The 18,127-nt window shown below is 49.7% G+C and carries 18 protein-coding genes; 4 read left to right on the forward strand and 14 right to left on the reverse strand.

The genetic code is table 11. The features are described from left to right. Nucleotides 1-67 precede the first annotated feature (67 nt). Entirely contained in the window at nucleotides 68-1,369 is a 1,302-nt protein-coding gene (locus ACTHPG_RS25915; protein ID WP_440392257.1) for an alpha-glucosidase/alpha-galactosidase, read from the forward strand. Nucleotides 1,370-1,492: 123 nt separating this feature from the next. Here ACTHPG_RS25915 and ACTHPG_RS25920 read toward each other — a convergent pair whose 3' ends face one another. The 9 genes from ACTHPG_RS25920 to ytxJ form a co-directional block, all read right to left on the reverse strand. Then, the gene (locus tag ACTHPG_RS25920; protein WP_440392258.1) at nucleotides 1,493-2,194 is read right to left on the reverse strand and encodes a response regulator; all 702 of its coding nucleotides are present in this window, start codon (nucleotides 2,192-2,194) and stop codon (nucleotides 1,493-1,495) included. 1 nt (nucleotide 2,195) lies between these two features. Then, a complete protein-coding gene (locus ACTHPG_RS25925) occupies nucleotides 2,196-3,791 on the reverse strand; it encodes an ATP-binding protein (RefSeq protein ID WP_440392259.1) in 1,596 nt (531 codons plus the stop codon). Nucleotides 3,792-3,795: 4 nt separating this feature from the next. Next, a complete protein-coding gene (locus tag ACTHPG_RS25930; protein WP_440392347.1) occupies nucleotides 3,796-6,135 on the reverse strand; it encodes a histidine kinase in 2,340 nt (779 codons plus the stop codon). A gap of 91 nt (nucleotides 6,136-6,226) precedes the next feature. Then, complete coding sequence (gene kdpC, locus ACTHPG_RS25935; protein ID WP_440392260.1) at nucleotides 6,227-6,787, reverse strand: potassium-transporting ATPase subunit KdpC; 561 nt, start codon at nucleotides 6,785-6,787, stop codon at nucleotides 6,227-6,229. 99 nt (nucleotides 6,788-6,886) lie between these two features. Continuing rightward, the gene (kdpB, locus tag ACTHPG_RS25940; protein WP_440392348.1) at nucleotides 6,887-8,887 is read right to left on the reverse strand and encodes a potassium-transporting ATPase subunit KdpB; all 2,001 of its coding nucleotides are present in this window, start codon (nucleotides 8,885-8,887) and stop codon (nucleotides 6,887-6,889) included. Nucleotides 8,888-9,094: 207 nt separating this feature from the next. Beyond that, a complete protein-coding gene (gene kdpA / locus ACTHPG_RS25945) occupies nucleotides 9,095-10,768 on the reverse strand; it encodes a potassium-transporting ATPase subunit KdpA (RefSeq protein ID WP_440392349.1) in 1,674 nt (557 codons plus the stop codon). A 65-nt stretch (nucleotides 10,769-10,833) separates the two neighbouring features. Then, nucleotides 10,834-10,911 (reverse strand): potassium-transporting ATPase subunit F, encoded by a 78-nt coding sequence (locus ACTHPG_RS25950; protein ID WP_440392350.1) that lies wholly within the window; start codon nucleotides 10,909-10,911, stop codon nucleotides 10,834-10,836. A 21-nt stretch (nucleotides 10,912-10,932) separates the two neighbouring features. Next, a complete protein-coding gene (locus ACTHPG_RS25955) occupies nucleotides 10,933-11,217 on the reverse strand; it encodes a hypothetical protein (RefSeq protein ID WP_440392261.1) in 285 nt (94 codons plus the stop codon). Beyond that, the gene (ytxJ, locus tag ACTHPG_RS25960; RefSeq protein WP_440392262.1) at nucleotides 11,193-11,732 is read right to left on the reverse strand and encodes a bacillithiol system redox-active protein YtxJ; all 540 of its coding nucleotides are present in this window, start codon (nucleotides 11,730-11,732) and stop codon (nucleotides 11,193-11,195) included. The genes ACTHPG_RS25955 and ytxJ overlap by 25 nt, the downstream gene beginning before the upstream one ends. Before the next feature lie 222 nt (nucleotides 11,733-11,954). Between ytxJ and ACTHPG_RS25965 the strand changes: the two genes are divergently transcribed. Beyond that, nucleotides 11,955-12,812 (forward strand): hypothetical protein, encoded by an 858-nt coding sequence (locus tag ACTHPG_RS25965; protein ID WP_440392263.1) that lies wholly within the window; start codon nucleotides 11,955-11,957, stop codon nucleotides 12,810-12,812. Nucleotides 12,813-12,931: 119 nt separating this feature from the next. On the opposite strand, the gene ACTHPG_RS25970 is transcribed toward ACTHPG_RS25965, so the two are convergent. From ACTHPG_RS25970 to ACTHPG_RS25980, 3 genes are all read right to left on the reverse strand, one after another. Beyond that, a complete protein-coding gene (locus tag ACTHPG_RS25970; RefSeq protein ID WP_440392264.1) occupies nucleotides 12,932-13,360 on the reverse strand; it encodes a VOC family protein in 429 nt (142 codons plus the stop codon). A gap of 167 nt (nucleotides 13,361-13,527) precedes the next feature. Next, the gene (locus ACTHPG_RS25975) at nucleotides 13,528-14,088 is read right to left on the reverse strand and encodes a hypothetical protein (protein ID WP_440392265.1); all 561 of its coding nucleotides are present in this window, start codon (nucleotides 14,086-14,088) and stop codon (nucleotides 13,528-13,530) included. Between the two features lie 78 nt (nucleotides 14,089-14,166). Further along, nucleotides 14,167-14,394: a hypothetical protein gene (locus tag ACTHPG_RS25980; protein ID WP_062837704.1), complete on the reverse strand. Its 228-nt coding sequence runs from the start codon at nucleotides 14,392-14,394 to the stop codon at nucleotides 14,167-14,169. A 177-nt stretch (nucleotides 14,395-14,571) separates the two neighbouring features. On the opposite strand from ACTHPG_RS25980, the gene ACTHPG_RS25985 reads away from it, so the two are divergent. Continuing rightward, on the forward strand, nucleotides 14,572-15,447 hold the full coding sequence (locus ACTHPG_RS25985; RefSeq protein WP_440392267.1) for a CPBP family glutamic-type intramembrane protease: 876 nt from the start codon (nucleotides 14,572-14,574) through the stop codon (nucleotides 15,445-15,447). 16 nt (nucleotides 15,448-15,463) lie between these two features. Beyond that, nucleotides 15,464-16,225 carry a MerR family transcriptional regulator gene (locus tag ACTHPG_RS25990; RefSeq protein ID WP_440392268.1) on the forward strand — a complete coding sequence of 254 codons (762 nt, stop codon included), beginning with the start codon at nucleotides 15,464-15,466 and terminating at the stop codon, nucleotides 16,223-16,225. Between the two features lie 57 nt (nucleotides 16,226-16,282). Here ACTHPG_RS25990 and ACTHPG_RS25995 read toward each other — a convergent pair whose 3' ends face one another. Both ACTHPG_RS25995 and ACTHPG_RS26000 read right to left on the reverse strand, forming a co-directional pair. Then, nucleotides 16,283-17,155 carry a sugar phosphate isomerase/epimerase family protein gene (locus ACTHPG_RS25995; RefSeq protein ID WP_440392269.1) on the reverse strand — a complete coding sequence of 291 codons (873 nt, stop codon included), beginning with the start codon at nucleotides 17,153-17,155 and terminating at the stop codon, nucleotides 16,283-16,285. A 12-nt stretch (nucleotides 17,156-17,167) separates the two neighbouring features. Then, entirely contained in the window at nucleotides 17,168-18,043 is an 876-nt protein-coding gene (locus tag ACTHPG_RS26000; protein WP_440392270.1) for a sugar phosphate isomerase/epimerase family protein, read from the reverse strand. Nucleotides 18,044-18,127 lie beyond the last annotated feature (84 nt).

Below are 18,127 nucleotides of genomic sequence, written 5' to 3' on the forward strand. Positions count from 1 at the left end.
CATAGTTATATGTGCCGAATCGGCCTATAGTTGGGGTACAACATTTTTCAGGGAGGCTTAACTTAAGATGAACAAAATTACATTTCTCGGTGCGGGAAGCACCGTCTTTGTCAAAAATGTATTGGGTGATGTCATGATGACCGAAGCACTGCAGGATTTTGAATTGGCATTGTTTGATATCGATGCTGAACGCTTGAGCGATTCCGAGCGTTTGCTGACCAGTCTTGCCCGTTCAATCGGAAGTCGTTGCGTCGTGAACGTATATCATGACCGCAAAGAAGCGCTACGCGGGGCCAAATATGTCATCAATGCCATTCAGGTCGGTGGGTATGATCCATGTACCATTACGGACTTCGAAATTCCGAAGAAATACGGATTGCGCCAAACGATTGCAGACACACTCGGAATAGGCGGGATTTTCCGTAACTTGCGGACAATTCCGGTCATGCTGGATTTTGCCCGGGATATGCAGGAAGTCTGTCCGGATGCATGGTTCCTGAATTACACCAATCCGATGGCCGTGCTTACTAACGTCATGAATGTGCATGGTGGGATCAAAACCGTAGGTTTGTGTCACAGTGTGCAGGTATGTGTACCCCATCTGTTTGATGCACTGGGTATCGATCAGACAGGTGTTGTGGCTAAAATCGCAGGGATCAACCACATGGCGTGGTTGCTCGAAGTTACAAAAGACGGGCAGGACCTGTACCCCGAGATTAAACGTCTGGCGAAGGAAAAACAGAAAGAACAGCATGACGACATGGTTCGTTATGAACTGATGCAGCGTTTTGGGTATTATGTAACGGAATCCTCCGAACACAATGCCGAATACCATCCTTATTTCATCAAGCGGAATTACCCGGAACTGATTGAACGCTTCAACATTCCACTGGATGAGTATCCACGCCGCTGTGTGAACCAGATTGAAGGCTGGAAAGAAATGCGTACCAAGCTGTTTGCCAGCGAAAATATAGAACATACCCGCAGCCGTGAATACGCATCGCATATTATCGAAGCGATGGAGACGAATAACCCGTACAAGATTGGCGGCAACGTCATGAACAACGGATTGATTACGAATCTGCCGCGCGAGGCATGTGTCGAAGTACCTTGTCTGGTCGATGGATCAGGAATCAGCCCTACGTACATTGGTGACCTGCCTCCACAACTCGCGGCTTTGAATCGGACAAACATCAACACGCAACTGCTGACCATTGAAGCAGCCATCACGGGCAAAAAAGAACATATCTATCACGCCGCCATGCTTGATCCACACACGGCTGCCGAACTGTCTATCGACGACATCGTAGCGATGTGCGATGAGTTGATTGAGGCTCACGGCGACTGGTTGCCGAAATATACCTCATAATTATAAAAGCGCCGTTTCCTTTGCAGCTAAAGGGGACGGTGCTTTGTTCGTTCCATAGCGACTACCCGCTGAAACGTGCATCATATTACATCATTGTTAAGAAATGTCTCGCTTCCTTAAACCTTATTCGACAGGAAGCAAAAAACGATAACCAATACCAGGCTCCGTCTGAATATATCGAGGATTCGTTGGATCTTCATTTAATTTCTTGCGCAGATGTCCCACATATACCCGAAGATAATGGCTGTCGGACTCATGATGATGCCCTCCCCATACTTGCTGCAAAAGCTGACGCTGGGTGATGATCTTCCCTGCATTCGAGGCGAGCGCCTTCAGCATCTCATATTCCGTTGGGGTTAATTTGACCAAATTCCCCTCCAGTTCGACCTGCCTTTGGGCCAGATCAACCGTCAGTGCTCCGAAGCGCAGTATTGGCTCATCCGTCGTTTTGGCTACATGACGTAACGCCACCCGAATACGGGCGACCAACTCACCCATCCCGAATGGTTTGGTCACATAATCATCTGCACCACCATCCAACGCAGCAATTTTGTCTCCCTCCTGGTCCTTCGCTGTCAGCACAATGATGGGCACTTGTGACCATTCGCGAATCCGGCGAAGGACCTCCATGCCAGACATGCCTGGCAAGCCAAGATCAAGGATGATCAGATCCGGATGTACAATACTCGCCTGAATAACGCCCTCTTCGCCCTCCCCACACTCGTAAAGTTCGAATTGATGTGCCTGAAGAGTGACCTTGAGCAATTTGCGAATCTGCGGCTCATCATCGATCACCAGTATACGAGCTCCTAGTGGTGCGTTCATATTATTCTTCAACCTCTCCTTGTTCTGAATAGGGAAACTGCGATCCGTGAGCCTCCATGGGGATATCCATGCGGATTCTCGTTCCCCCGCCCGGATTCGGCTCTGCCATAATGGTCCCTCCGTGGACTTCCACAATGCCTTTGCAGATCGCCAAACCAAGCCCCGTTCCTGTGACATGCTGAGTAGAAGCTGAGCGATAGAACTTATCAAATATACGTGTCCTTTCCACTGCGGGAATACCAATACCTTGATCAGCAACCATGATTGTCAATTGACTCGAACTCTTATCACTTACCACAGTGATGACAATCTGGCTCTCATCAGGCGAATATTTGATGGCGTTACTGACGATATTGACCAGCACCTGCTCCAGCAATACTTCATCTCCGTAGATGAAGGCCGGATCATCAGGCAGTTCAACTTGAATGTTGTGATGCGGACTGAATTCCCGAACTTGTGTCAGTACAACGCTAATTATGTCTCCCACGTCACACCATTTTCGGTTCAGTTGCAACATGCCGCTCTCCAGCCGAACCATACCCAATAGATTCGTGACGAGACGATTCATGCGCAAGGCCCCATCCCGAATGTTGCCTGTTAATTCTCTCCGATCCTCGGGTGTAAAAAGAGTATCATTCTCCAACAATCCCGTAGCCGAGCCGATAATGGCCGTTAGGGGCGTCCGTAATTCATGGGAGACCGAGTCCAGCAGCGCTGTGCGTATGCGCTCCGATTCAGCAGTGATCTGCGCCAACCGGGCCTCTTCCGCCAGCTTCACTCGAGCAATGGCACCTGCGGCCAGTCCACCGCATGCCTCCAACAGAAGAAGCTGTTCTTGCTGCTCATGAACCTCACCAGCTTCCATACTCACGGCGAGCACGCCATGAATCTGCTCCTCTGTGCGTAGCGGCACATATAGCCCGGGAGATTCCCGCAAAGTGGATGATCCCTTACCTGCGATCTGTCCGTGAAGATACACCCATTTGGCGATGGCAATCTCCGACTCCCCATCCCCCCATCCATCCTTCTCCCCTTCTGATGCAGATACGGAAGAGCTTGTAACTAGCAGATCCCCATGTTCATCCGGAAGATACACAGCCGCCGGCTTACCCAGAGTAAGCGATACTTGGGTTGCAATGTTAACCTGCAACGTATTCAGATCCGTGATGGCTGTCATCTGACGACTCAATGCATATAGAGAGTTAGTCGTGGATTCGCGTGCTTTTACCATCTCCAGTTGTTGTCGCAATCGACCTGCAAGACTCGCAGTTAAAATGGCCACCGCAAGATAGACGACAAAGGAGATAAGATATCTCAAGTCCTCAACCGTGAAGCTCAGATATGGCGGTACAAAAAAGAAGTCAAACATAATAACGCTAAAACTCGCGGCATATACAGCTGGCCCCATTCCCCAATACACGGCACTCACCAGTACCGGAAACAGGTATATAAGTGCTACATTAACCAGATCACCGCTCATGCCAATAGCATGAAGCAGCATGGTTAGCAGTGTCACCCCGAGGGTTACCCACACATATGCCGGAACCCGTTTCCCATGGGATGCCCGCACTTCTCTTTTTATTCGTTCAGACAACATCTATTCACATCCCGCTCCGTTCCTCATCGTAATCTGCAACGATCAATACATCCAGATGCCGCGACAAGCGTACAAGTCGGTTGACTACCGAACCCGGGCCGCGGTAGCCATTCAGCCGCCACACTCGCCTTGCCTGCCCGACCACCAATTGGGTTGCTCTCGCCTCCGATGCCTTTCTTGCCAAAATCTCAGGCACATCACGCAGCCTTGAACTATGATGAATATGAAATTGACCACCAAGCCGAATCGTCAACTGCTCCAACGCTTCCAGATGGAACTTCACTTCGTCACTCATGGATTCACCGATGTGGAGATGATGTACGTGCCAGATGGCTTTTAGACGATAAGCCATTCGAAATCCACGCCGGATCAGCCGCTCGGCATGACGATCACTGCTTACACATACAAAGACCACTTCCTGTCTGCGCCAAGGTCCTCGAAGTGTGATTTTGGACTGTTGTGCTTCAAGCCGTTCATCCACGTCGTCCGCGAGTTCGCGCAGGGCAAGTTCACGCAAGGCAATCAAATTACCGATTTTGAAGAAATTCGCAAGGGCTTGCTCGACCTTGGCAGTTGCATAGATTTTACCCTCCCTCATGCGCTGCCGCAAGGCCTGGGGCGCCACATCAATCAGCTGTACCTCATCCGCCATCTGAATGATCCGATCGGGCACGGTCTCGCGGACACGAACACCGGTAATATGTTCAACGGCATCATTCAGACTTTCGAGATGCTGTACATTCATGGTGGTAATGACCGAGATGCCTGCATTCAGCAGGAGCAGAACATCTTCATAACGCTTTTGTCGGACACTTCCGGGCACATTCGTATGCGCCAGTTCATCCACAAGCACCACTTCCGGACAAAGACGCAGAATACCCTCCGTGTCCATCTCTTCCAGCCGAGCCTCCTGATAAACACGCTGTACACGAGGGATTACAGATAAATGACCTATCTGGTCCACGGTTTCCGTCCGCCCATGTGTCTCCAGCAAGCCAATCTGTACATCAATGCCCTTACGGAGCAAATCATTGCCTTCCCGCAGCATCATGTAGGTTTTGCCTACACCTGGTGCGGCTCCGATATATATTTTGAATGTGCCGCGCTGGATCTCGCCAATCTGTTGCTTCATTTCCTGCTCACTTAGTCTGCGGTATGTCAGCGACTCCACTTCGTTTACCTTAGCCGGAACCACACGTTCACCCTCCCGGTCCGCTCGATCAGCAACCAGAAAGAGGTCCACACCACGTAATCTGCGTAGCAGCGAGTTAACAACAGACCCTTGCCACAGTTCCTGCCAGCGCGTACGCCGGGAATGTCCCATCACAATCCGGGTAATCTGATGCTCCATGGCGTAACGCGCAAGCGTAGACGGGATGTTGCGACGGTGTAATATAGACAGCTCCTCCATATCGCCGCCGAATTTCTCCACCAGCTTGATCATATTCCGCCGAAATACGGTTGCCTCTTTGGTTAACGGCTGCTTCTTATTTCGAAAAACCACGGCGCACAGATCACCATTCAAACGTTTGGCAATCTGTTGTCCACGCCGGATATAGATCGAGCCGTTCCAATGATATTGCGTGGAAACCAGAATCCGTTCCGCGATGCCTGTTGTCACGGTAATTCCCATCTCCTCCCGATGCTCACGCAGGGATTCATTCACCCCTTCTGCAACCAGTCTTAGGGCCAGTTCGCGCAGAATACCCAGATTGCCTTGACGAAATAAAGCTTCTCCCTCACGCCCCTTCAGGTGACCTTCTGCCAAACGGCTCAGTATGGTTTCCGGCGTGACATCAATCAACTTGACCTCATCCGCAAGTTCCAGTGTATCGGCAGGTACGGCATGTTCTGCCGCGATACCGGTGAGCTGCCGCGCCAGCTCGGTGTAACCTTCCAGTTCATACACATTCACCGTTGTCATGACACTGATGTTGTGTCGGAGCAAAAACTGAATGTCCTCCAGCCGGGTAGCATGCCGGGCGCCTTCCCGGTTGTGATGTGCCAAACCATCTACCAGCACAACCTCAGGATTACGCACCAACAGTGCATCCAAGTTCAGATCCTTCATTTCTGCATCATCACTTTGGCGCAACCAGTGAATGCTTGGAATCCGTTCGAGTGCGCCAAGCTGCTCTACTGTTTCCGGTCTGCGCATCGTCGATACGGCACAGATGACCACATCAACGCCCTGCTCGCGCAACGCATTTCCTTCACGTAGCATGTGATACGTCTTACCCGATCCGCTGACGGGGCCGATGTATATTTTGAGCGTACCCTGCTGCAGCTTCGTAATCATCTTCAGCATCTCTTCCGGTGACTTGCGCTTGAAGCTGTCTTCCATACGTCCCACTCCCCCCTTCCCTTCAAAATTGGATGAAAAAATGGAGAAAGCCCCTCCCGATATATCGTGAGAAGGCTGATACGTTCTTTCGTTAGTTCAGTTCTGCAGTCAGCGCCAGATTCAGAGCCGTTACATTCACACGCGGTTCCCCGAATATACCCATCTGACGACCTTCCGTATGTTCATTTACAAGTTGCACAAGCTGCTGTTCACTAACTCCCTTAGCTTCACTAATGCGTGGGATCTGCGCCTCAGCAGCTTCGGGAGAGAGATCCGGGTCAAGTCCAGAGCCTGAACCTGTCACGAGATCAGCAGGGATCTGCTTCAATCCCGGGTTTGCCTGCCGGAGCTGAGCCATCTTCTCCTTCATCTCGCTGATGTACTCCTCCGAAGCCACAGCGCGATTCGAACCGGCTGAAGCCGTTGGGTCATAATCGGCATTCGATGCCCGGGGCTGGAAGAGCCCCGGCGATTGGATTTCCTGCGCCAGCAGTGACGAGCCGATGATTTTCTCATCTTGCGTAATGAGACTGCCATTCGCCTGCGCAGGGAAGAGAAGTTGGGCTACGCCAGTCGTGACAAGCGGGTAGATTAGACCGCAGATCAACATAAGCACGACGGATAGCCGTACGGCAGGTAAGAACATGTTCATACAGATCACTTCCTGAATTCATTAGGATAAAAGAATAATGTTGATAAGCGTTGCGATGTATCACTCCATAGTTCAGGATTTCGAGATCACATCGTTTTCTCAAAGAATCCCCGATAGAACCATATCAATCAGTTTAATTCCGATAAAAGGTACAATCACACCACCTACGCCATAGATGAATACATTGCGACCAAGCAGTCTCTCGGCTGACATCGCCCGATACTTGACACCTTTCATCGCGATGGGAATAAGCAGCGGAATAATAATCGCGTTGAAGATCAGCGCCGACAGAATTGCAGACTGCGGTGAAGCCAGATTCATAATATTTAGCGCCTGGAGCTGCGGCATGGCGAGAATGAACATGGCTGGAATGATGGCAAAATACTTCGCGATATCATTGGATATCGAAAAGGTTGTAAGTGCACCGCGTGTAATCAGCAGCTGCTTGCCGATGGAGACGACCGACAATAGCTTGGTCGGGTCAGAGTCCAGGTCAATCATGTTGGCCGCTTCCTTGGCCGCCATGGTGCCCGAATTCATCGCCAGGCCGACATCGGCCTGCGCCAGAGCAGGGGCATCGTTGGTACCGTCGCCGGTCATGGCGACGAGTTTGCCCTCCTGCTGCTCTTTTTTGATCGCCGCAATCTTGTCCTCGGGCTTTGCTTCGGCAATGAAATCATCCACGCCCGCTTCCAGCGCGATGGTCGCTGCGGTCAGCGGATTGTCGCCTGTACACATAATGGTCTTGATGCCCATGGCGCGCATCTCGGCAAATTTCTCTTTCAACCCTGGCTTCACAGTGTCTTTCAGATAGATCACACCGTAGATGCGTTCATCGATGGCTACCGCAAGGGGTGTACCTCCGGCCTTCGCAATACGATTAGCGATCTCATCCAGATCACCAGGGATGCGACCTCCTTCGGAAACAATATATCTTTTGATCGCATCTACCGCGCCTTTGCGGATCTTCATTCCGCTACTCAGATTGAGACCGGACATCCGGGTCTCTGCCGTGAATTCCACACTTTCTGCATTTGCATACTCCGTCTCCGGCCAGTTCTGGCCTTTTTTGCCTGCCAGTTCCACAACAGAACGCCCTTCCGGGGTCTCATCTCGCACAGAAGCCTGTAAAGCAGCTTGTGTCATCTCTGAAGAAGTAATGCCTTGAACGGGAATAAACTCAGATGCCATGCGGTTTCCGTATGTGATCGTTCCTGTTTTGTCCAGAATCAACGTGTCAATATCTCCGGCTGCTTCCACCGCTTTACCCGACATGGCGAGCACATTGAACTGCGTAACTCGGTCCATCCCGGCAATACCAATGGCGGATAGCAACCCACCAATTGTGGTTGGGATCAAGCAGACGAGCAATGCGATCAGGGTCGCCAGATCCAGTCGAATACCCAGGTAATTCGCCATCGGAACCATCGTCAGAATGACGATCAGGAAGATCAGAGTTAATACGGCGAGCAGGGTTGTCAGCGCGATTTCATTGGGAGTTTTCTGGCGCTGAGCACCCTCGACCAAAGAGATCATGCGGTCAAGGAATGACTCCCCCGGATCGGTCTGAACACGCATGACAATGTAGTCGGATACGACCCGGGTACCTCCGGTAACCGAGGAGAAATCGCCACCTGCCTCCTTGATAACCGGAGCGGATTCCCCCGTAATGGCCGATTCATCAATGGAGGCCAAGCCCTCCATAATCTCACCGTCCGTCGGGATCAGTTCACCGACTTCCACGCGGACCATATCACCTTTTTTCAACTGGGTCGAAGACACTTGCCGGATTGTTCCATCCTTCTGCACCAGATTGGCCATGGTGTCCGACTTCGTCTTGCGTAGCGTATCCGCCTGCGCCTTACCTCTTCCTTCGGCAAGTGCCTCCGCGAAGTTGGCAAATAGCAGGGTGAACAGCAATATGAAAAATACGGCGATATTGTACCCGCGCCCGGCTTCGGATGCGGTGAACAGATCGGGATTAATGCATAACAAGAGCGTAATGAATGTACCCACCTCGACAATAAACATGACCGGGTTTTTGATCATGACCACTGGATTAAGCTTCTTGAACGCATCCAGTGAAGCCTGAAGTATCATATCTTTGCTTAACGACCGTTTCGGTCCGGGATCATGTTGAATATGACCGCGATTGTTATCCGGCTCATTGCCCTTCGTTCTAAACATTTCTGTATCCATGTGTTGCATCGTCTGTTCCTTCTTTCGTTCGACTGCATTCATCGTGCATTGCCACCTCCATACGTTACGTCCTTACACCAATTCGGCTGTAGTCCCCTGTCACATCCCTCATTGAATCATCGCCAGATGCTCTGCAATCGGTCCAAGAGCAAGCGAAGGGAAGAACGTAAGTGCGCCGACAACAACAATCATCATAACCAGAATGCCAGCAAAGAGAGGTGTGTGGGTCCGCAAGGTACCTGTGGTTACAGGTACAACCCGTTTCACAGCAAGTGAACCTGCGATAGCGAGCATGGCGATCATGGAAACGTACCTTCCGAGCAGCATAACGATACCAATCGCAATGTTGTAAAAGTCTGTATTGGCATTCAGTCCGGCAAAGGCCGATCCATTATTGGCTGCACCCGAGGCAAAGGCATAGAGAACTTCGGTCAGGCCATGCATGCCCCCGTTCGAGATGGACGCAATGGCTTCAGGCCGCATAAGTGCGAGTGCCGTTGGCGCAAGAATAATCAAAGGATGAATGAGCAAGGCGATGGATGCGAGCTTCACTTCTTTGCCCTCAATTTTTTTGCCCAGAAACTCAGGTGTTCGTCCCACCATCAATCCACAGATAAATACAGCCAGAATCACATACAACAGTCCGTTGATTAGCCCTACCCCTTTACCGCCAAACACGTTATTGAGCATCATCTGGGCCAGCGATACCATGCCTCCAAGTGGAGTGAGCGACTCGTGCATATTGTTGACTGAACCTGTTGTGGCCGCCGTCGTGACCGCTGTGAATAAAGCAGACTCGGGTATGCCGAACCTGACCTCTTTGCCTTCCATATTGCCCTGCAGACCCGCTGCATCCAGCGCAGGTACACCGCGATATTCGGAGACAAATACGGTGGTTAACATTACAAGGAAAAGAAAACTCATCGCTGCGAACAAGGCCCAACCCTGCTTCCGGTTATTGACCATCAAGCCAAAGGCGTATACCAGTGCCGTTGGCAGCAGCATCATACAGACGATATGCACCAGATTGCTCAGGGCAGTTGGATTCTCGAATGGATGTGCAGCATTGGTTCCAAACCAGCCACCACCGTTGGTGCCAATATGTTTGATTGACTCCAGTGAGGCGACCAGTCCACGTGATATGGTCTGCTGCGCACCTTCCAGCGTGGTTGCGTTAACCGCTCCAGCGAGCGTCTGTGGCACCCCCTGGAACACGAGGAACAAGGCCACGATAAAGCTCAGCGGTAAAAAAATACGTGTAATCGACCGTACAAGGTCGACGTAAAAGTTCCCCAGTTCATCCCGGCGGCCTACCAGCCCGCGAATGAACGCAATGGCTACCGCGAATCCCGTTGCTGCCGACGTGAACATCGGGAATGTCACGGCCAGCATCTGTGACAGGTACGACAGGGCGTTCTCGCCCGTATAAGACTGCCAGTTCGTATTGGTCATGAACGAAACGGCCGTATTAAATGCCTGCGCCGCTGGCATATTGCCAATCCCATCCGGGTTGAGCGGTAAATATTTTTGCAGTCGCAGCACCAGAAACATCAATATCAACATTACGAAGTTGGAGAGGAGAACCGCCGTGAGATACTTTTTCCACCCCATGGACTCGTTCTCCCGTACGCCCATCACGCGATAGAGCAGTCGCTCCGGTCCGCCAAAAATCCGATCCAGCCCCGTTCGCTGTCCATCGAAGACGTTCACTATATATTTTCCCACCGGTTTCACCAGCAGCAGGATGATCAGCAGCGTCACCGCTACTTGCACTACACCGATACCCATATCCGCATTTCCTCCCTATTCGACGTTCCCTTGTTCCCGCATTACGCACATCGTCAGCATCAGAATTTCTCCGGCTTCACCAGCACATAACCGAGATACACCACCAGTGCGAGCACAATCATGCCGATGACGATCATCTGGCTTCCTCCTCCCGATCCTCAAGCCTTTTCGCAGAATTTCACAAATCCCCAAAACACCGCAAACAGCAGCACAACCAATCCAATCATCGTGGCATCATTCACCATGCGCCCTTCCTCCCTCTCTCTACCGTTCTCTGCACCTGCTACATGTAAAATCGTAATATGAAACGCTGTAAAAAAGGGGTAAAGAAATGCCTCAACAGGTGTAAAAAAAGCGTAAAAAAGACCCGCTCTCCTCAGCAATAGGCTGAAAAGAACGGGTTTATAGGGTTTACCATTTATCCATACGGATTCTGAACCCACTGCAATAATCTCTTTTTCGTGATTTTGCCATGGGAAGTATGTTTGACAACTTGTCCCTGATCGAGCAGAAGTACCTGTGGTGACTCATGGTGAACCTCTGTCTCTTCCGCAATATGACGGGACAATGAGCGATTTTCTATCACCTTAACGATGCGGTAATCCATGGTTTGTTTGGGATCTGATGCATTGGTGCCCACAAACGCCATAAATTCTCTGTACGCTCGCGCACTGATCGGGCATGTCGTGCTGTGCTTCAGGATAAGCACCGGATGATCCTGCGAGCGATGAAGCGCGTCATCCCAGTCATCGGGTTTGTGCAATTCCCGGACATGCTCGCTGAGCATATGTTCCGAATCCGAACCTGCACGTTTGCTAACCACCGAACCAATCACAATGCCGAGTGCCAAGCCAAAAGCAATCCCGAGTCCAAGCTGCTGCGTAGCCGTACCAATACTAACTCCCATGGCAAGACCGATAGCCAGCCATACGGCTTGATGATTCACCTTTTTGTCCATACAGATCTTCCCTTCTCAAATATGTATATCCAAGCTATACTTTCCCACGAAATTATTCTGAACAAATTATAGCATAGGCCTCTGTAAGCAAGCTTCAATAATCTTCATCTCGGGATACAGATTTCAGCGTTTCGATTTAAGCAAAATGCTCATTTGTGATACACTGGTTGTAATTTGGAAACGATGAACATGAAGAATGGATTGGAAGGGCGGAAATTCCATATGACATACGCGTTTATGATTGAACCGCAGGATTTTATTGCGCTGGATAACGAAGACGAGCTAATTGAGAAATGTCAGGAGTGGGGCCTGCTTTCCGGTAAAGCAACCAAACTCAAAACGTTCTATTATAAAGGAAACGGTCTGAACATGCCGTGTACCATCATTGGATATGTCGATCACATGGCAGCCGTTATTCAACTGGATAATGGACAAAAACATTGCATTCACCCGTCGTATCTGAAGGAAATGCAAGCGTCCAGTTACAGCGCCAGAAGCATAAGTAATGCCGGATCAGATCGAAGCACAGAATCGACAGTTTCGGATACAGTCGTACCAGTTACCCCTGTTGATGTTACGCCAACTCCCGATGCACTGGCTAATCCGGATGAAATTCCGGCGGATCTGGAGGATGCGGACGACACAGACACAGATGAGTTCTCCTCTGGAATGAAGGGCGATCCGGATGGACTGGTGGAAGAGTATGTTGGACCTCAAACTGGGGCAGACAGTGAAACCAAACCCAAAGCCAAAACAGCAAGTAAGGCAAAGGCGGTCAAGATTGATCTGCCCGAAGGTAAAGTGAAGATGAGTGCCGTTGTCAAAGAATTCACCACCGTACCGAATCACTTCTCGGACAATGACGATGAAGTCATCATCTATGAAGCTGTTACCATCTTGGAACCAGACGTCATCGATGTTGGAGAAGCCTGGTCGAGCCACAGTGCCACCATGAAAAAACACGAGCTTGAAGTCGGGGACATTCTTACCTTTGAGGCGAAAATGATTAAGAAAAAGCTGACACGTAACCCGGTTCCTTATAAAATCAACAACCCTTCCAAGATTCAGAAGGAAGGCTGATCAAGGAAGAACCATCTCGGGTCATTCCAAAAATCAGCATAAAAAACCTCCAAGACTGCCGGAAGCAGTTCGCGGAGGTTTTTGCTATTTTGTTGGCTATATTAGCGAAGAGCACGCACTTAAGCTTGTCCCGGTGTAGCACTGATCTGAAACTGTACGCCAAATTTGTCGACAACCGAACCGTAGGCCGGACTCCAAAACGTCTCTTGTATCGGCATTTTCACTTCGCCGCCATCTTGCAGTTGGTTGAAAATCGCTTTGGCTTCATCCGCCGTATCCGTGTTCACCGTAACCGTAACATGATTACCCACGGTGTGCGGCATCCCTGGAAACGTATCAGACAACATCAATACGGAGCTCCCAATCTGCAAAGATGCATGCATAATACGGTCTTTCGCTTCAGGCGGGATTGGATGATTAGGGTCAGATGGACCGTCACCAAACGTTTGAAGTGCGAGCACTTCCGCTCCAAATGCCTTTTGATAAAATTCTACCGCCTCGCGTCCATTGCCGTCTGTTACCAGATACACATTCAAGCTGATTGACATGCGTTCTTCATCTCCTTGGGCTCATGTAATTATACGATTCACGCCACTTGCGACATGAGTATATAGGAACTGGTTGTTCTTTGACAAGCTTATATTTCTGCACTCATCTCTGTGGATCTCTACCCGATTAGGGTTACCAACATATTCATAACCCATCCCTCTCTACACTACTTCTTGCGCTTGCGTATATAGTAGAGCAACGTGATTAGAACACCCGGAACCAGTGCTGCAAAACTGGCATAGATCAGACACCATTTCAAGAGGGTAAAGATCGGAGTGAGTTCTGCAAGTACAGGCGTGCGCTCAGGATAACGATACATGATCAGGGATGCACCTATGTTTTCAAACATGTCCATAGCCCAACCTGCTACTGGAATCAGATTCACCCCGCGCCAGCGACTCTTTACCGGAAGCACGCGATAGAGTACTGATAACAGAACAACCAATAACAACAGGTAGGCCACGGGCCATATAAGGTCAAATGTGAATCTTGCCTGAATATAGGCGCTTCGTCCTGCTTCTCCATATTGCTCAGCCATCTGATAAAGATCATTTGCCGTGTACAAAAAAGAGGAATCCGGGGACTGCCCGCCACCTGTGGCCTCCTCCGACTTTACTGCCTGCCAGGGCAGAATGAATGCAATAAAACAGACAAATACAATCATTGCAGCTACAACCCATTTCCAATTCACTCGTTGATAGAACCCATTGGACGCTTTAATCAGCACATTCTGTCCCCTTTCCGATAAAAAAAAGACCACTCTCCCGAATCTGTCGGTCAAATGGTTGTGTTCAATCCTATGAAGTTATCGTGCTTGAACGATGTTATCTATTTCACTTTTCAATAAGAGGTATCGGTGAACACTTCTCATGATCGGGACCTTCGTTAGTTTGTTCTTGTCCACGTACAGTTTCATCTGGTCTTTGGTCAAACCAAGCAAACTTCCAGCTTCCGATACCGTTAATACTACCTCTGGATTCGTAGCATTAAACGTCTTCTTTACTTTCTGATTCCAGTCCTCGAATACCTGCATAGATCAGTGACCTCTCCTATCCATAGCCAGTTATTATCAGGCTGAATATATCCAGTATACCACACTTGTGATGCTCGTAACTTAATCCTTGCGCAGAACCATATTCTGATAGACTTATTTCCTTCTTGACCCTGACGTTAACTCGAGGGTTTATACTGGCTCCAGGAGGGGATTAGTATGAGTATGTCACCTGAACATATAAACAGGAAACAACGCAGCAGTGGCATGGCCATTGTTGGAATGAGTTGGTTAACGATGACATTGGGTCTGTTTTTTGCTACACTCGCAGGGAAACTCGTTAGCACGATGAGTACTGAAGAATGGATGATCCATCTCACCCAGGCTGTTGCCATTGCAAGTATCGTCTTACCCTTGCTACTCCTCATTCGAGGACACTTCCATATGAAGTCCGTTTTTCTTCCTCTGACAGGCAAAGGCATAGTTCACTTGCTATCCGGGGCAATATTTGCCGCCTCTCTGGCCTTCACCGGGTTGGTAATCGCCAGTATGAACAACTGGATTACGATTACGGAGTGGCACTTCTCAGCCGAGCTCTTGCTTGCTGTTGTACTTAATAGTTGTATTGCCTTCTTGTATGAAGCTTTGCCAGAGGAACTATCCATGCGAGGCATGGTATATGACGGATTACGCTACAGATTGCGACTTCCTGTGTTTTTCGCTTATGTAACTCAAGTGATACTCTTTCTGCTGGTTCCGATAAGTGTGAGCCTATTGCAAGAGCTCGTCGGTATGAATGCCGGAAACCGGATAACCCTGGATTACATGATTCTGCTCTTGACCTATGGTATTACGTTACAGCTTCTGCGGAGTTTGACCCGTTCTTTATGGGCCTCCATCGGATTTCATATCGCTTACCTGGAAGTAGCCCGATTCGTTGTTGTGCCAGGTGATAGACCAGCATTGTTCAGTTATACCGCGCAAGATAACGGGTTGGTCGAAATATTTATTCTGTATATGATGATAATCCTCGTCGGCGCGATCATTCTTACGGTGCTTAATGCATGGCGCGGGTGGACAAAAGATAAATCATGAGGGAGGGCTCTGCCTGTTGTACACCGTTGGACAACTATCCAAACATACCGGAGTATCCATCCGAACACTGCATTATTATGAGAAGCTGGGTTTACTTCGCCCGGCCCGTAATGAGAACAATCAGTATCGCTTATACGGTGAAAAGGACATTTTGCGGCTTCAGCAGATTACCATTCTGAAGAGAATGCATTTTAAATTAAATGAAATTGGAGAATTCCTCGATCAGGATGCTGCTCGCTCCGAGCCAGATAGCACCCTTACTTTATGGAATCATACGTTGGAACGACAACTGGCAGTCGTCAAGGAACAGCAGGAGAGATTAAGCAAGGTGGAGCATCTTCTTTTCTCAACCCTATATGCCATCAGAGCCTCAGGTACAATCAGCCTGGATGAGATGTTGGGTTTCATCCGTGAACTGGATCAGCCTCCGGGCAGGTTCCGTCAGGATGTTTTCACACCTGAAGAAATGGAAACGTTACCCCTGAATAATCAGAACCATTCATTATCCATGGAATGGGCTGATATTCTGAAAGATATTCATACATGCAAGACGGAACCTCCAGATTCCGAAGCCTCAAGGTTGCTGGCCATCCGGATCTATAATTATGCCGAAAGGACTTTTCAAGGAAATGTAGATTTGGCAGAAAAGTATTGGGAATATATCACCCCAGAGGATGATAAGCCAGCTCGTGTGTATGGTATGACAACGGAAACCATGCGTTACATCGAAACGATCCTGGACCGATGGACAGTCCTGAATCCTGATGATCAACAATAAGAGCCACTTCGCAAAGTGGCCCTTGATCCATTCCTTGTTATGCTTTATTACACTTCGTTAAGCTTCTTCCCAGAAGCGACGCAGGTTGTCCATGGCAATTTTGGATGCAGATTTGCATTCCTCCATGCCTTCAAACTCCACCGTAATGTGGCCATCATAGCCGGAATCTTTGATTAGCTTTACAATTTTGCGGATCGGAATATCCCCTTGCCCAACGATCGCCCCACGCAGGAAGTTGCCGTAAGCTGTCGTGAACCATTCACCTTCACCCGGATGCTCATCATAAGGACGGAAGTAGAAGTCTTTGAAGTGGACCAAGGAAGCGTACGGCAGATTTTTCATGACACCGATGATCGGGTTCTCATCCACACACATGAAGTTGCCAATATCGAGTGTTGTCTTGAAGTTGGGACGATCCACAGCATGAAGTACACGCTGCACCCGGTCACTCGCCTGCACACTGAAGCCATGATTCTCAATGGTTGTGGTGATTCCAAACTGCGCGGCATAGTCCGCAATGATCTGGCTTCCCCTCACCATCAGCGGCAGATGCTCCTCGAACCAGGCAATGGTCATCTTCTCCTTCGGCAGGGTAAATGCCGTGACGTCATGACGGAGATGTTTTACACCCATCCGGTGTACGACATCCACATGCCTTTTGACCCGGGCCATCTCTTCTTCAAATGCCTCTTCCGTCTCCTGCACGAAATTCGCTGGCATGGAGTAGTTGAACAGCTCAATATCCGCAGACGCTGCCCGTTCCCGAATCGCATCCGCCAGATCAGGATTATCCTCCACGGTATAACCATAAGGTACCATCTCCATATGCTCGCCGCCGTTCGCCGCAATCCAGTCGATCACATCCAGCACCGTCATCTCACCGGAATTCAAATCATTCAACAAACTATACGTGCTTAGGCCCACTTTCATCTGCTCAGCTCCCTATCGATATTGTTGGATGAATCGAACCGCCTTGCGAATATCCTCCTCCGGCTGATTGCCTACCTCGCGCTCAATCGTCAGATAACCGGTGTAACCAATCTCCTGAAGCGCTGCAAAGTATCCGTCAAAATCAACACCACCTTCGCCCAGTGGAACTTCACGGAAGAACGTCCCGGATGAGACCATCTCAGCGATCTTATCGTGATCCATAGGTGCATAACCGACTGCACCGTATACATCTCGTGGGTCCACTTCTTTCAGCCGCACCCCATCCTTCACATGGGTATGTACGATGTAATCCTTGAGCAGATGAACGCCCCGAGCAGGATCATCACCAGTCACCATCACCATATTCGCCGGGTCAAAATTCACCGATACTCCGTTGGTTGACAACGTATCCAGGAAACCTTTCAGTTCAGCGGCCGTTTCCGGCCCTGTCTCAATGGCAAAGTATGCGCCAGCGCTTTTGGCGTATTGGCCCAATTCTTCACAAGCAGCGTGCAGCGTAGCGTACACTTCCGATGAAGGGTCATGCGGAACAATGCCGATATGTGTTGTGACGATGTTGGTGCCCAGATCGAGAGCCAGATCCACGATCCGCTTCGACTTCTCTACTTTCCACGGATTATCTTCCTTGACCTGAAACCCATGTCCACCCAGATCGCCGACCAATGCTGAAATGTCGAGACCAAGAGAACCAATGTAACTCTTCAGCTCCTTGCGCGCCGCAGGCGACAAATTTTCAGGGTCCATCTCTCCCTTGACGGCGTATATCTGCACACCTTCTGCACCTACGTCCTTTGCCTTGTTCAAACCTTCCCGTACACCTACGCCAAAGCTATCCACAATGACACCGATCTTATTCGTTAATTTCATGTCATACCTCCCATGGTTGGATAAGTAACTCTACACATCTCTAGCCTAACTCTGATTGCTACGTTCTCGTGTACATGTACGGTT

The sequence above is a fragment of the Paenibacillus sp. SAF-068 genome (assembly GCF_051967555.1).
Taxonomy (GTDB): domain Bacteria; phylum Bacillota; class Bacilli; order Paenibacillales; family Paenibacillaceae; genus Paenibacillus.